Below are 13,305 nucleotides of genomic sequence, written 5' to 3'. Positions count from 1 at the left end.
TTTTATTTCTTAAGGTTAGTACCTTCTTTTAAATGAAAAGGGAAAACATAGTTATGCCGTGTGTTGGTTTGGTTATAAACATAGCCTACTTTTATTTCAACTAAGCCGGTTTGCATATTGGTAAAAACTACCTCAACACTTTTAAGCGTTATCCGCGGCTCGTTATGCAGGATAGAGAATTTAACCGCTTCGCTAATTTCACCTTTTAAGGTTTCGTCCATTTTTCTAAAAAAAAACTGCTGCAGCCCCGATCCGAACAGCGGTTCGAGGTTCCGTTCGCCCATTTTAGTTTGCAAAATAATATCGATAGACTCCTTGATATTACTTTCATACGAAGTGAGGTTCAACTGGTAATTACCTGCTGAAAAAGTAACCGGGAATGACCATCCCGATCCTAAAAAATGATTTTCGTTTTTACTTATTTGATTATCCACCTATTTCTACATTAAAAGCTCCAGTTAATATTGAACCACCATGCGACGTTGAATCGCCCATGCGCGCCGCGGGCACTCCGCTAATCATTACCGTTGCCGAACCTTTGACAATGGAATCGGGCGGGCCAACGCAAATCAGCATATCGCCAACTTTGGCGGCTGGTAATCCTCCAATTAAAACCGTAGGTGCGCAGGCGCCTATAATTGGCCCGCCAACATGCGGAATAGGCGGCACTGTTGGATCCTGCATCGGGCATTCATGAAAATCTGTTAATCGTGCTGCTGGTGGCATATTTTTTAGTTTATCATTATCATTGCGCTTTTCAGCGTTAATTCGGCACCGCTGTTTATCTGGGCGGTTTCGCTTCCCTGGGCCGAGTATTGCACATCGGCCGTTTCTTTTATGTTTATTCCGCTTAACTGGATATCCCCGCCAGATGCCGCACCTGTAATGCCCTGTGTACCGGTAATGTTAACATTCTGGTCGGCAGTTATCGTAATGTTCTTCGGACTTTTGATGGTAATCCCATCGCTTGACATGGTGATGCTATTCTGATTCTGATCCTGCAATAAAATCTGTTTATCCTTATCGCTTAGTACAAACTTGTTTTTGTTGGGTGTTTCAATGGTCAGCACAATATTTTCATCATCAAATTCAATAAACAACCCCGATTTGGATACGATGCCCTTTAGCGAGTTTTTTTGGTTAGGAACCATATCGGCGTAGGGCTTTATTTTATTGCCGCTGTACATGCTTCCCAGGATGATAGGATAGCGTGGGTCTTCATTCAAGAATCCCAAGATAACTTCGTCTCCAACCTCGGGTAAAAAAAACGCCCCTGCACCGCTGGTCGAATAAAAATTGGAAAGCCTTGCCCATATACCCGCGCCATTGGGATCAAACAAGGGAATATTTACCAGTATCCTGAACTGCGCGTCGGGATCATCATATATTTTTAATACCGTGGCGTTATACAGTCCGCGTACGCCAGGCAACAGGCCGGCGGCCGGCGGCGACATCACATCCGGGTCGTCAATAAACCAAACTGGTGACAGCCCTACCGATACTTCGGTTAACCAGTTCCCGTCAGAGAGGTTATGTACAACCGCAGAAATAAGATGATCGCCATTGAAACGATCGCCCAGGCCCTGCAGCGTAATGTACTTGCCAGGGTCAACCAGGCTGGTGCCCTGAAATTTTGCTTCGCCCTGTATTTTTGAATATCCGCTTTTAATTAGCTGTGCCTCCGACCAATTGCTTAAATCGGCATTTTCCAGCGGGGCTGTGGTTTGCAACTGGTAATCGGCAAGGTTAATTACTTCTGATAACATTTTTGACGAAAGATTACCGGGGCCTGCATAGCTGCTTGCCGCCTCGCCGGTAGCCACAACCTGGTTTTTATAGTCCCAAGTGCTGGCTTTAACATTACCCAGTTGATTAACCGAATCCAGATCGGCGTTAAACTCCATAAGGCCGTCGCCATATTTTACCGTAAGTACGGGAGTGGTGTTGGCATCAGGTTTTATGACTGAAACCGTCCCGTTTAACGTGGTAACCATCATTCCGTTAACTTCGGCGCGCGCTAATATAAAGTCCCAATCGGTTACGTAATACTGCACCTGTTCGGGCCAAACGGTTGTTGTTGCGGTAATGTTTGCCGATAAACCCGGGTAGGTATTAATGATAGACGAGATGATATCGCTATCTTTTTGTTTTGAAAAGGTAAGGCTCTTTCTGCCTACTACCATCCTGACGGCCGCATCGCGGCACTCCACCTCAAGTGTTGAGCCAACCATATCGTCGATGCGGATTGACTGGCGGGTTATGATCCCTTTAAAAATCAGGGTGTTTTGCGAGTCATAGCCCGCTTCAACAGTTAAGTCGGCACCGGGTAAAAATGTAGCTGACGAGCTGGCGTCAAACTTCCCGGTATCGGCCTGCCCGTCAAGGATAATAATCCGGGCTAAAGCAATGCGGTTTATTTTTTTTTCAACCAATACAGAAAGTACCAGCAACTCGTCCGGGATTGGGTTGCCCCCTACCTTAACTACAAAAGTTGCTACCCCGCCAGCCGATATGTTTGTTGAAGCCGCCATTATGCCGGTTGAATGATAGGTGGAAAAATAAGTTGCAGGCCGCCCTTAAGGTTTCTGAACTTGTTAAGCTTATTATATTTTGCAACCTGTATGTAATAGGCGTCATCATTCCAAACCTCCTGGCACAGCTGCGGCAACATCATACCTTCAACAACTGTTACTAAATGGCTTACATCTGGCGATTCCTGGTTATCCAGTTTTTTAACGGTTGTTGGTGCAATGTACATGCTAAAGCCAAGCGATATTTTTGCCCGTAGCGGACTTCCATCCGGCCTAAAAAGCGTATATGATACATCAAATGAGGTTAATACCCCGTTAAATATCATCCGCTCGCCCCATTGTACAGTTACATAATTGGGCCGGTGTATCTTTCCGTTATAGTCAAAAACAAGCTTTTCCAATGCGCCAATTTCATTCACCATATCCGTCCGGTCGGGGTCAACAATTCCTGTACCATCAATAACAATATCAAAACTTAACTTATCGCTTGGTGTGCTTTTATATTTTTGCGAGGCGGTGCTGGTATCTGGCGCCTGCGTATCATTATATTCGATATATCGCTGCCATTTAATGGTATCGGGGTTTATCATAACCAAATATGGGTTAGTCATACCGGGGTCTACTTTAACCAGCGTTTTAAAATTAACATCAGTATACCCGGTAATTTGCATCTTCTCCATACGCTCCTCCTTTATCTTTTATTGATATTCCTTTTTGCATTATCTAAAATAACCCGCTTGCACTCTTTAAGCAGTTGCCGTTTAAACGAATTCAAGTCTTTCTCTTTTATTCCACCCGTATAATGGCCATCATTGGTTGATATTTCGGTTTTTATAATGAGTTCTCTTATTTCAATTGGCATAACTATTAATCAAATAAATTACCAAATAAGGTATCGGGCGAAACATCAAAATAGGTGTAAGCCAGTTCAATTGTTTCTATTACTACCCCGTTTTCCTGCGATTTAAGATCAGATACGGCGTATTTAACCGGATAAGCATCGTGAAACGTCCACATGATGCACAGCGATCCGTTGGTATTAAGCAAGCTTAGCGAAACATCATTTGGCTTAATTACCTTAGCCAGGCCCTGGTCAATGGAGCTTGCGCACCAGTCTACCAGTTTTGATCCTTCGGGAACAAGGGCCCTTTTCAGAACCAGGTTTTGACTTGTTGATCCGGTGGGGAGGCGATATTTAAACCTGTTCTCCCCACCGCAAACAATTTCCTCAACATGCAGCTCTTTCGAGATGCCCGAAACCTCCATAAATGCGGCATCCTCGCCCTTAAATGATAGCTCGAAATAAAAGCTTAACGGAAACTTATCCGGATCCGGCTGATCATGAGGTTTTGCCATTAGTTACAATGAGTTGCTCATGAGCAATTTCAATTGTATCCACGGCAACTTCATTACCATCTGATTTAAGGTCTGTACTGGTAATTTTTGTTGGCCATGCATTGTTTAGCTGCCAGAGCATGGTTACCGATCCGTTTTCGTCAAGAAGCCTTATCAGCACGGTTCTTCTTTTAATCACATTCATGGTAATTTCGTTATGCCAATTCCAAAAAGTGTTATCGTTTACAAAAACCCCTCTTTTCATGGTTACGTTACCATATTTCGCTATGCCCGGCATTTTTTCGGTAGAGAAAAGCGGACTGTTACTTTTTCGGTATTCAATCACCTGGTTCTCTACATCCATACCCGAAACTTCCTGAAAAGCTACCGATGTTAATTCGGTGCCAAGATCTACTTCAAAGCGGAATTTCGGCATGGGCCAGGTTGCGCCTTCTGCGCTACCGTCGTCTGTTGTTGCCATAATATTATTTTTAGTATTAATTTAATTTGTTTTATATGCTATTAACTTGAAGCAGCCTGTTGCTGCTGGAACGTAATTACAATGAATTCGGCAGGGTGTACAATGGCTACCTTTACCATCACATTCATAAAGCCGTTCAGCAGGTCGTCCGATGTCATCGTAGTGCCTAATCCGCACTCAACCGAAAATGCATCTGAAGCCGAGGCGCCCTGTAAGCCCCCCTCTTTCCACACCTGGGTTAAAAAACTTCCAATCATTGCTTTTACAGCCTCCCAGGTATTTTTAACGTTCGGCTGAAAAACATAAGCATTGGCAGCAAGCTTGCACGATTGTTCGATCATGATCATAGTACGCCTAACCGGAAGGTAGCGCCAATCCTGGCTGTTGCCCTCAAGCGTGCGGGCGCCCCAAATCAAAATACCTATGCCATTAAAAAACCGGATAGCATTGATGGATTTGCCTGAAACCGCGTCGACATTCAAATTAGCCTGCTGTGTTGCAGATAAGCGGATAGGTAGCGATACCGCACCGGTAATGCTGGTATTAGCAGGTGCCTCCCAAACACCGTCGTTATTATCGGTAACTGTAATTACACCTGCCATACCGCCGCTTGGGGGCAATATGTTTGCATCAGCTAAAATATGCTTCAAAATATTTTTGTACACAGGGCTGGCATTTGTTAACGAGCTGTTATACTGCGATACAGTTAGCGGTGTGCCCGATGGGTTTTGAATGTTGCCCAAAATTGTGGTAACGCTTTGATTAGGACTGCTTGCCGGGTTTATTAGCGGCATAAGCTGCTTTGTATCGCCACCAAACAGATTTGAATAATCAATTTCGGCGGTTTGCATAATGGTTGTGCCTATAAAGGGATAATATGCAGTACCGTAGTTTAAGCCTAACGCGCCTGTGTTTTCCCTGAAAGTAACAATATCATTGGTGTACATAATAGGGTCGGGGTTCCTGCCACCAATGATGTCGAAAATAGCAACGGCCGTTTGCATGCTTACACACTGCCCAAGCATGCTTTGCATTAGGGTAGCATTATCGCTAACCGATAGCAAGGTTGCCTCGGGGCATATGTACATGGTAGGCTCCTGCTCATTCAGCAGCAGGTTAAGCCCAGCCTGCAAATCGCTTAGCAGCACGTTAGCGTTTACTATTTGTGCCCCGGGGCTAATCGGGTTCATTGACGGCGGGCCATAAGGGCCAACAGAAACAATGTAAGCATCGCCGCCGCCGTTTTGGTAAAACAACCTGATGCTGTTGTACAGGTAATAAATGGTGTTAGGATCGGGCACAATGGAATAATATGAATTATTAATAATCATATAATCCTTGTCGTTAGGCTTGGTTTTTTGCTGCACCAAATAATACTGCGGGCTGTATTGCTTTGCAGGGTCGGCAGGCAATGGCGGATCGGGCAAACAATAAATTGCCTGAAACTCAGCAAACGACGTAATTTTTTGGGCTACGTTGGTATATGATTTTCCCTCATACGTGGCTTGGGGTGTATAACCGATAAATGCCGGTACGGCGGTGGCTACCGCCACTGCCGAATTTGGAAAAGCATTTAGCTCGTTTATGTAAACACCTGGGGTGAAGATACTTGATACATTCATAAACTTAGTTTTTATTGTTGCGATTTATACATATATATACATTGGTGATGAAACCTGAATTTCGGTGTTGATGTTAACCATTCCAATCCATCCCGGGTCGGGGTTGGGCAGTCCTTTAAAAATCGTTTTAGCAGCCGACGTTTTTTTAGAAAGCTCATTGCTGTTTGATAATTGGTTATTTACCAGATCAAACCGATAGGCCGGGATTTGGCTTAACGGAAGCAGATTACTCCCTGACGAAAATAGAATAGCCTGATCGCCGCTTTCAATGGTTACGTTTTGAGGGCCATCAAATTTAATATCCGTTTTCCCGCTAATGGCCGGGTTTTCCAGTGCAAGCGCACTTTTGTTAATAATATAATACTGCCATTGCGTAGCCCTGGCCTGGTAATTAATTGTAAACAGGGCAGGGACGTTATTAATGATATCATCAAAACGCACCGTTAGGCTGCCAATGCTGGTATTGCTTGTATTTGCCGATAAAGTTTCGGCCAGTTGAACCGATCCATCAGCACAAGTGCTTAATTTAGCCTGGCTATCATAAATCAATTGCCCCAGCCAGCTAACCGGGAGGTTGGTAAAGTGATAAAAATTTGCATTATTGGTTGTGATATCAAAATCAAAAAAGGATTGCTGCGTAGCACTGCTAATATATTGTAAAAATGCCGGGATGGCAGAATTACAACTGGTATAAAAATCAAAGCCGTTTATCTTACTCTTTAGTTTAAAATTAAAGCGTTTTATTAATTGCCGGGTAACTGCCCCCGGATTAAATTGAAGGCAGGAGCAAATATCCTGATCAAAATAAGAATGGAACACCTGCACCGAAAACGCTATTTTAAAACTATTCTGTATCATGCCGTTGCAAGGTTTGAAGTTTTAGATACTGCGGGTACAAAACCTTGTACTTCATTTGCCTGCAGGGTTATCAGCCGCAGCTTATAAATAACAGATGGTTGATATTTAGCCCCCATGGCGGTCCACAGGTTTTGCATTTGATGATAAGCTATCTTTTCAATATCAAATTCAAGCTTAGTTAATCCTACCGGGAAATTTGACGAGGAACTGGCATCCAGGCAATTGTTTACCTGGAAAAACAAAATAACCGCGTTCAAAAATTTTAAGGTTTCGCCATAATCATCGAAATTTGAGCTAAGCAGCAGGTCAAGGTTGTACCTTTCAAATAAGTTTACGTCCGAGTAATTACCATTATTCATCCGTTGGTTGCGTACAACAAACGGTTTAGCTGTTTCGCGCTCGATATTAATTAATGATATCACTACCTTATTTTGATTGATCTTTGGTAGCGAACCATCGCTTTCAATTAAATTATTAAGCACCACTTTACTTTCATCAAGGCCAAAGCGGTTACGTAAAAATTGGTCAAGAAAGTAATTAGTAAATTGCAGCGCCTGGGTTATCATATAAGGTCGGGGTTAAAACACGCCAGTCTGTTTACTATAATACAGGTGCCGGAATGCGTTGTGTAAAACTATGCGTGTATACCGGCAGATTATAAATTACGCCATATACGTTTCATATACAATGCCGAATGGCCTTGAGAAAAACGTAGACAAATCGTATGCAGTGGTTTTGTTCCATTGTTAAACAACCAAAAAAATGGCAAAAGAGGCCCCGCCTGTTACTAACTGGTGAAGTAAAAGGAGATATGTTAACCTTAAAGTATAAGTTTTAACAGGCTGAGATATTTTTTTGACCTACCGATCTTAAATAATTACGAAGGTCCTGATCGCGGGGAAGCGACATTTTTTGCTTTAAGCGATATTTGTGTGTGCGAACGCTCTCCTGATTGATACCTAACAGATTCCTGATATCGTTATTAGTCATATTCATTTTCAGGTAACAGCAGTATTTTAAATCTATTGGTGTTAACGATGGATATTTTTGTGCAAGTAGCTGTAAAAACCGCGGGTTGTCCTGTTCAAAGTATAACTTAAAATCGTCCCAAAGTTTAGTGTCGTTTGCCGAAATTTTGATGAAGTTTACAATAGAAGTTAGCTCAGCCCGTATCTCGTCGTTTACACCGGTATATAATTGTGTTATGCGCTCTTTTACTTTCATCAAAAGCTCGGCTTTTTGATCCAGTTCCATAACGTAGCGGCTTAAATCTTTATTATCGCCTGATGCGGCAGATTGAATGGCCGCGCCGGCCAGCGTGGTTGTGCTGCTTTTTTTTAAGGTGTTATCCCTAAGCAAAAAAATGGAGTTAATCCTCGAATTTAAGTAATCGTCGTTATTAATATATTCAAGCGGGCAGGTAAACACTATACTGTTTTTATGCCAATGGAGTATTTCGGTATCGTACTTTTTGATAAGAAAAAGCACGGGGATATCTGGCTTATTTACAAATGTGTTGAGATCATTTAATGTGGACTGGTTATTACGGAAACACAAAATAACGAGGTCGGGATTTAAGGACTTCACAATCCCTATTAAATCCGAAACCCGAGTAGTTGAAATAATACTATGAAGGAAAAAGGTTTTCCTTTTCATACTATTCAATACGATAGATAAGTTCACAGAGTCGTCGCATCCAATAACAATTGACTTTTCTATGTCCATATAAAAAATATTTTATATAAAATTCTTCTTACGGTTCTATCATAACGTACCGGTGCGGGTATCTGATCGTAATCAAAAAGCGCTGGGCACTGCTGGTATGGTCACATTTGTAAGCCTTACAATCGTTCGCTATTTCATAATTTAATTGGATGAAAAGTCAGCCCGGTTCTTGGGATTGCTAACATAGGGAATAAGATTTAGGCCAATTATTATAACTATTTTCAGGTTAACTTATAAATGGCACCAATGAATTAGGCTCATTAATACCAAAACAGGTTTGCCAGTAATACTTGTTAACAAGATGTTGAAGTTGCCGCAATTAGCCCCAAAGGTTAAAGATCAATTGCATTTAAAATCAAGATATGGTTTACAATAAGTTAAAGTAAAGCAATCCATTTATAAATAACAAGTGATTTTATATTTAAAACTTTCCATCACACTGGCCTAAGCGTCCATCGGGGCATCATTCATACCGCTAAAGCCAAACGAAAACCGATACAGCCGTCAAAAAACTCCGGGCCAATTGCATAGCGCTTGGTATTGGTGCAATGAACCGCGCCGTTATGATGGCACCCGCCACGGAGCACTTTATCGTTGGTTGGGGCATTATAAGCGCTGCCGCTTTTCGGGATCAGGCCGGTATCCCGGATAAACCAGTCCTGGCACCATTCCCAAAGGTTGCCGTTCATATCATAAAGACCGAGTTGATTCGGCTTCTTTTGTGCGACCGGATGCGGCCGGGTGTTTTTATCCCCGTTCTTCAGCTGGCCGATCATGGCCAGATCACGGTAAGGGCCGCTGTTACCTTCGTACCAGCCTGCTTCGTCCATATCGTTCGTCGCGGCAAAATGGAAGCCATCGCGCCAGTGCGGGCCACCGCGGGCGGCATATTCCCACTCGGTTTCGGTGGGCAGGCGGAAAGCGCCTTTGGCCCCAAACCGCTGGTTGAGTTTGGCTAAGAAACCATTTTCTCCGTTAATTTCATTCCAGGATACATGTTCAGCAGGCTGTTGATCTCCCTGATATTGAAAGCGCTCCCGTTCATCACCCATGATATACTTCCAAAGCGCTTGCGTGGTTTGGCATTGGGCGATATAAAAATTGGGGACACTGATCGCCTGCGCCTCGCCCTGTGTTCCGAAAAGAAAAGGTGCGCCGTCAGGTGTTCCCGGTACAAAAACCATTTCCAGTTGATGTGCTGTTCCGTTATAGGTGAAGGGGAAAGTAAGGGTATCCATCGCTTTTAATTGATCGGTTGGCAATAGCGTAGCGTGTTTCCGTCCGCATCGGTTACATAGAACTCCCGTCGGCCCCAGGTCTGATCGGTCGGCCCCTGGTGTACCGGGGAATTGAGTTTAGCGGAAGTGTCCAAACCCCGGCTGAGAAACTTAGCGAATAAAGCATCCACATCGGGCACATAAACATAAACTATTGAGCCGAATAACCGCTCGCTTTCGTGAGTGGTGATCTGCAGTTCCATGTGTTCATGACCGAGATCGACAACCGGCGAATCGGGGGTATCTTCGGGCCAGGTCATCACAAAATCCAGTACTTCGGTATAGTGCCGGATAGCAGCCCGCATATCCCGCACTTTGAATAAGGGAATGAATTGCATAATCTAATTTAGAAAAATGATTGATTATATTTAAACCTTAAACCATGATGTTATGAAAAGATTTGCGCTTGCTTTATTGCTGCTGGTTACATTCCTGCTGGGCTACGGGTTTTGCCGTTTAACAAATCCCGCTAATACGGGCCCGCGGGTAACAGGTATCGGAGGCATTTTCTTTAAGGCGAAAGACCCTGCGGCGCTAAAAGCCTGGTACAGTAAAAACCTGGGGATGCGCATGGGCCAAAGCGGCTCTAATTTTGAATGGCACCAGGGCGCGGACAGTACCCAAAAAGGCTTTACGCTTTGGGCGCCTTTCAGGGAAACAACGAAATACTTCCTCCCCTCCGAAAAGCAATTTATGATCAATTACCGGGTCGAACACCTGGATCAGCTATTAGCTAATTTGAAACTGGCAGGTATCCTGCCCACAGATACCGTTGAAAAAGCCAGTTATGGCAGCTTTATCCACCTGATGGACCCCGAAGGGAATAAGATTGAATTATGGGAGCCCAACGATGTGGAATATGCTAAATTAGGGACGGTGACGACCAAGTGAGGCGGGGTAATCACGAGAAGATGCGCTGTATTTGCCACCTGCGCAAAAATCAGACCCTCAACAAGCCCCGGAATCCCCTGGCGGCATAGTACGATTCTGCCCCGTTGTGGTACATGAAGACATGGTTATACCGGCGATCGCAAAAGATAGCCCCACCATGCTTTCTGATATCAGCAGGTGTTTTTACCCAGCTTGATGTTTTCGTATCGAAATTTCCAAGCTGCTGCAACTCCCGGTATTGTTCTTCCGTTAAAAGCTCAATGCCCATGGCGGCTGCCATATCCATCGCGTTATTCTCCGGTTTATGCTCTTTTCTTGATTCCAAAGCTTCACGGTCGTAACAAAGGCTTCTGCGTCCTTTGGGGCTTTCGGCCGAACAATCGTAAAAAATGTACTCGTCCGTCTTTTTATCATGGCCAACAACATCGGGTTCGCCGCCGGTTATTTCCATATCATCCAGCGACCATAGTTTTTCGGCATTAGCTTCCAGCCTGGCCTGTACTTTAGCCCATTCAAGCCCTTTATGGCGGTCTATATTTTTCTCAAAACGGGCTTTCAATATGCCGATCAGTTCTTTACGTTGCTCTGGTGATAACTCTTTTTTATTGCTTTTCATATGCTTTTACCTTATCGCTGTTTGAACTCAAATTTACTCATCATCTAATCCCTTCCCTTCCAGAATTTGCTGCATATATTTTTCAACTCTCGACTCCCGGGTTTTAGATTGCTTGGGGGCCGAAAAATAAAAAAGGTAGGCTCTCTGCCGTCCCGGTGTCAATGCGTTAAAGGCAGCTTTCAGGGCAGGCATCGCATCCAGTTTATTTTGAAACTCTTCAGGTATAGCAAACTCTGCAGTCTTTTTAAGCTCCACTTTTAAACCGGCTTTTTCCACTTCAATAGCTTCAAAAATATACGCTTTCAACACAGGTTCCATCTCAACTATTTCCGCAACATTAGTAAACCGGACCTGACGCGTCGCCTGCACATTTTCCGTTTGCCGGATCAGGATACCATTGCTATCGTTTAACAAGGCTCCCTTGAAAAATAAAAACGCGCAATATTCCTTAAACACATGTATTAATACAATATTGCTGTTGTTATACGTGTAACAAGGGCAACCCCATTTCAGTTCTTCCGTCAATCCGCAATCCAGAACAATCAATCTCAATTGTTCGATCTCTTCCTGCCACTTGTTGGCGTTATTAAAATAAAAATCAACCTTAGGGTTCATACAATTGATTATTGATTAACTGAAATAAGCTTTCTGTCGGCCGGCCTGAAATACCAGGATACCATAGTCAGTACCAGTAATAATGTTGGTCCAAAAAAATCTTTACCGCCATCTCCGCTGGCTATATGAGAAAAAACCGCACCCGACATGGCAAAAAAGAAGCCCGCATAAGCCCATTCTTTCAGTAAAGGCAATTTAGGCATAAGCACCGTTACAACGCCCAATAATTTCCAAATACCCAGTATAATTAAAATATAGGCAGGATAACCCAAATGTGTCATCATATCCTCCTCCTTTTTCACTTTCAATAATTGTACTATCCCGGTTGATGCCATTCCTAAGGCCAGCCAGATAGTAGCAATCCAATAGATGATTTTATTTCTCTTTGTCATGATGTGTTATTTTAATTTGCTTACAATGTCCTGTATCCTGTTATGCGCCATATTGATGCCCTGAGCAAAGGGCAAAGCCAGCATCTGGTCTCTCAGGGCTACCGATCTGTATATGACATGCATGGTCAGTTTGCTGGTGTCATTGGTTAGCTTTTCAAACTCCAAAAACTCCAGCTGAATGCCAAAAGGCGTATGCTCCATCTCAAATGTCCGCGTAATCTTCTGGTTCGGGATAAACTCATGGATCGCCCCATTAAATCCATGTTTGTTGCCTTTAGGGTCGGTTGTTTCAAATTGGTAACCGCCGTGCTTTTTATTCTCCAATTTCAACACTTTTGTTCCCATCCATTGCTCAACAATTTCAGCTTCGGCATAGGCTTTAAAAAGCAATTCCAACGGCAAATCAAATTCCCTTGTAATCGTTAATTCCTGCTTTCCGTCGGCGGCGCTAATTTTTGTTTTTAGTTCCATATTGTTCTATTCTTTAGGTTTGTAGTTTTTCATGATGGCTTCTAATTTATTAAACCTGTCATCCCACACCTTGCGGAATGGCTCAATAAAGTCGGCTACCTCTTTCATTTTTTTCGCATTGATATGGTAATAAATTTCCCTGCCGGTTTGCTCCTGCTTCAGCAATTCGCACTCGGTGAGTATTTGCAGGTGTTTTGAAACTGTGGGTCTTGCTGTGTCAAAATTTGATGCTATTGCACCTGCCGTTAACGCTTGCGAAGCAACCAGCAACAGTATGGCCCTTCTTGTCGGGTCGGCTATGGCCTGAAATACATCTCGTCTTAAATTCATTGCGTAGTTATTTGACTACAAATATATATGTAGTTATTTAACTACGCAAATTTTTGCACGATATTTTTTGGTGTCGATTAGTTGTAAGTCGATTTACTTAACAAAAAGATAACATTGCGATCTGTAGCACCCCCACTTCAACCTGCGTAATTGATTTAAAT

General features: G+C 43.3%; 19 protein-coding genes. 1 reads left to right on the top strand and 18 read right to left on the bottom strand.

What is annotated here, in order from left to right:
* Positions 1 to 2: 2 nt before the first annotated feature.
* From AC07M6_RS19895 to AC07M6_RS19835, 13 genes are all read right to left on the bottom strand, one after another.
* A complete protein-coding gene (locus AC07M6_RS19895) occupies positions 3 to 434 on the bottom strand; it encodes a GPW/gp25 family protein (RefSeq protein ID WP_494892477.1) in 432 nt (143 codons plus the stop codon).
* The gene (locus tag AC07M6_RS19890) at positions 427 to 726 is read right to left on the bottom strand and encodes a PAAR domain-containing protein (protein WP_494892476.1); all 300 of its coding nucleotides are present in this window, start codon (positions 724 to 726) and stop codon (positions 427 to 429) included. Before AC07M6_RS19890 ends, AC07M6_RS19895 begins: the two co-directional genes overlap by 8 nt.
* A gap of 5 nt (positions 727 to 731) precedes the next feature.
* Positions 732 to 2,531 carry a type VI secretion system tip protein VgrG gene (vgrG, locus tag AC07M6_RS19885; protein ID WP_494892474.1) on the bottom strand — a complete coding sequence of 600 codons (1,800 nt, stop codon included), beginning with the start codon at positions 2,529 to 2,531 and terminating at the stop codon, positions 732 to 734.
* Positions 2,531 to 3,211 (bottom strand): CIS tube protein, encoded by a 681-nt coding sequence (locus AC07M6_RS19880; RefSeq protein ID WP_494892472.1) that lies wholly within the window; start codon positions 3,209 to 3,211, stop codon positions 2,531 to 2,533. Before AC07M6_RS19880 ends, vgrG begins: the two co-directional genes overlap by 1 nt.
* Before the next feature lie 11 nt (positions 3,212 to 3,222).
* Positions 3,223 to 3,393, bottom strand: coding sequence for a DUF5908 family protein (locus tag AC07M6_RS19875; RefSeq protein WP_494892470.1), 171 nt, complete (start codon positions 3,391 to 3,393; stop codon positions 3,223 to 3,225).
* Between the two features lie 5 nt (positions 3,394 to 3,398).
* Positions 3,399 to 3,887, bottom strand: a complete 489-nt coding sequence (locus AC07M6_RS19870) for a phage tail protein (protein WP_494892468.1) — start codon at positions 3,885 to 3,887, stop codon at positions 3,399 to 3,401.
* On the bottom strand, positions 3,871 to 4,347 hold the full coding sequence (locus AC07M6_RS19865) for a phage tail protein (protein ID WP_494892466.1): 477 nt from the start codon (positions 4,345 to 4,347) through the stop codon (positions 3,871 to 3,873). The genes AC07M6_RS19870 and AC07M6_RS19865 overlap by 17 nt, the downstream gene beginning before the upstream one ends.
* Before the next feature lie 41 nt (positions 4,348 to 4,388).
* A complete protein-coding gene (locus tag AC07M6_RS19860; RefSeq protein WP_494892464.1) occupies positions 4,389 to 5,969 on the bottom strand; it encodes a phage tail sheath family protein in 1,581 nt (526 codons plus the stop codon).
* 24 nt (positions 5,970 to 5,993) lie between these two features.
* A complete protein-coding gene (locus AC07M6_RS19855; protein WP_494892462.1) occupies positions 5,994 to 6,827 on the bottom strand; it encodes a hypothetical protein in 834 nt (277 codons plus the stop codon).
* Positions 6,824 to 7,393 (bottom strand): Pvc16 family protein, encoded by a 570-nt coding sequence (locus tag AC07M6_RS19850; RefSeq protein ID WP_494892460.1) that lies wholly within the window; start codon positions 7,391 to 7,393, stop codon positions 6,824 to 6,826. Before AC07M6_RS19850 ends, AC07M6_RS19855 begins: the two co-directional genes overlap by 4 nt.
* 268 nt (positions 7,394 to 7,661) lie before the next feature.
* Complete coding sequence (locus AC07M6_RS19845) at positions 7,662 to 8,414, bottom strand: helix-turn-helix transcriptional regulator (protein WP_494892458.1); 753 nt, start codon at positions 8,412 to 8,414, stop codon at positions 7,662 to 7,664.
* A 605-nt stretch (positions 8,415 to 9,019) separates the two neighbouring features.
* Positions 9,020 to 9,790 carry a formylglycine-generating enzyme family protein gene (locus AC07M6_RS19840; RefSeq protein WP_494892456.1) on the bottom strand — a complete coding sequence of 257 codons (771 nt, stop codon included), beginning with the start codon at positions 9,788 to 9,790 and terminating at the stop codon, positions 9,020 to 9,022.
* Positions 9,791 to 9,795: 5 nt separating this feature from the next.
* Positions 9,796 to 10,167 (bottom strand): VOC family protein, encoded by a 372-nt coding sequence (locus AC07M6_RS19835; protein WP_494892454.1) that lies wholly within the window; start codon positions 10,165 to 10,167, stop codon positions 9,796 to 9,798.
* A 52-nt stretch (positions 10,168 to 10,219) separates the two neighbouring features.
* On the opposite strand from AC07M6_RS19835, the gene AC07M6_RS19830 reads away from it, so the two are divergent.
* Entirely contained in the window at positions 10,220 to 10,720 is a 501-nt protein-coding gene (locus AC07M6_RS19830) for a VOC family protein (RefSeq protein WP_494892452.1), read from the top strand.
* A gap of 49 nt (positions 10,721 to 10,769) precedes the next feature.
* Here the strand turns inward: AC07M6_RS19830 and AC07M6_RS19825 are convergent, their stop codons facing one another.
* The 5 genes from AC07M6_RS19825 to AC07M6_RS19805 are packed head-to-tail and all read right to left on the bottom strand — an operon-like array spanning position 10,770 to position 13,144.
* Positions 10,770 to 11,336 carry a DUF4256 domain-containing protein gene (locus AC07M6_RS19825; protein WP_494892451.1) on the bottom strand — a complete coding sequence of 189 codons (567 nt, stop codon included), beginning with the start codon at positions 11,334 to 11,336 and terminating at the stop codon, positions 10,770 to 10,772.
* A 33-nt stretch (positions 11,337 to 11,369) separates the two neighbouring features.
* Positions 11,370 to 11,951, bottom strand: a complete 582-nt coding sequence (locus tag AC07M6_RS19820) for a YdeI/OmpD-associated family protein (protein WP_494892449.1) — start codon at positions 11,949 to 11,951, stop codon at positions 11,370 to 11,372.
* An 8-nt stretch (positions 11,952 to 11,959) separates the two neighbouring features.
* The gene (locus tag AC07M6_RS19815) at positions 11,960 to 12,343 is read right to left on the bottom strand and encodes a DoxX family protein (protein ID WP_494892448.1); all 384 of its coding nucleotides are present in this window, start codon (positions 12,341 to 12,343) and stop codon (positions 11,960 to 11,962) included.
* A gap of 6 nt (positions 12,344 to 12,349) precedes the next feature.
* A complete protein-coding gene (locus tag AC07M6_RS19810; protein WP_494892447.1) occupies positions 12,350 to 12,814 on the bottom strand; it encodes an SRPBCC family protein in 465 nt (154 codons plus the stop codon).
* Between the two features lie 6 nt (positions 12,815 to 12,820).
* Positions 12,821 to 13,144 carry an ArsR/SmtB family transcription factor gene (locus AC07M6_RS19805; RefSeq protein ID WP_494892445.1) on the bottom strand — a complete coding sequence of 108 codons (324 nt, stop codon included), beginning with the start codon at positions 13,142 to 13,144 and terminating at the stop codon, positions 12,821 to 12,823.
* Between the last annotated feature and the right edge of the window lie 161 nt (positions 13,145 to 13,305).

The sequence above is a fragment of the Mucilaginibacter sp. GW821-FHT07H05 genome, assembly GCF_059418485.1.
The sequence above is the reverse complement of the archived record's forward strand: the minus strand, read 5'-3'. Positions and strand labels throughout refer to the sequence as shown.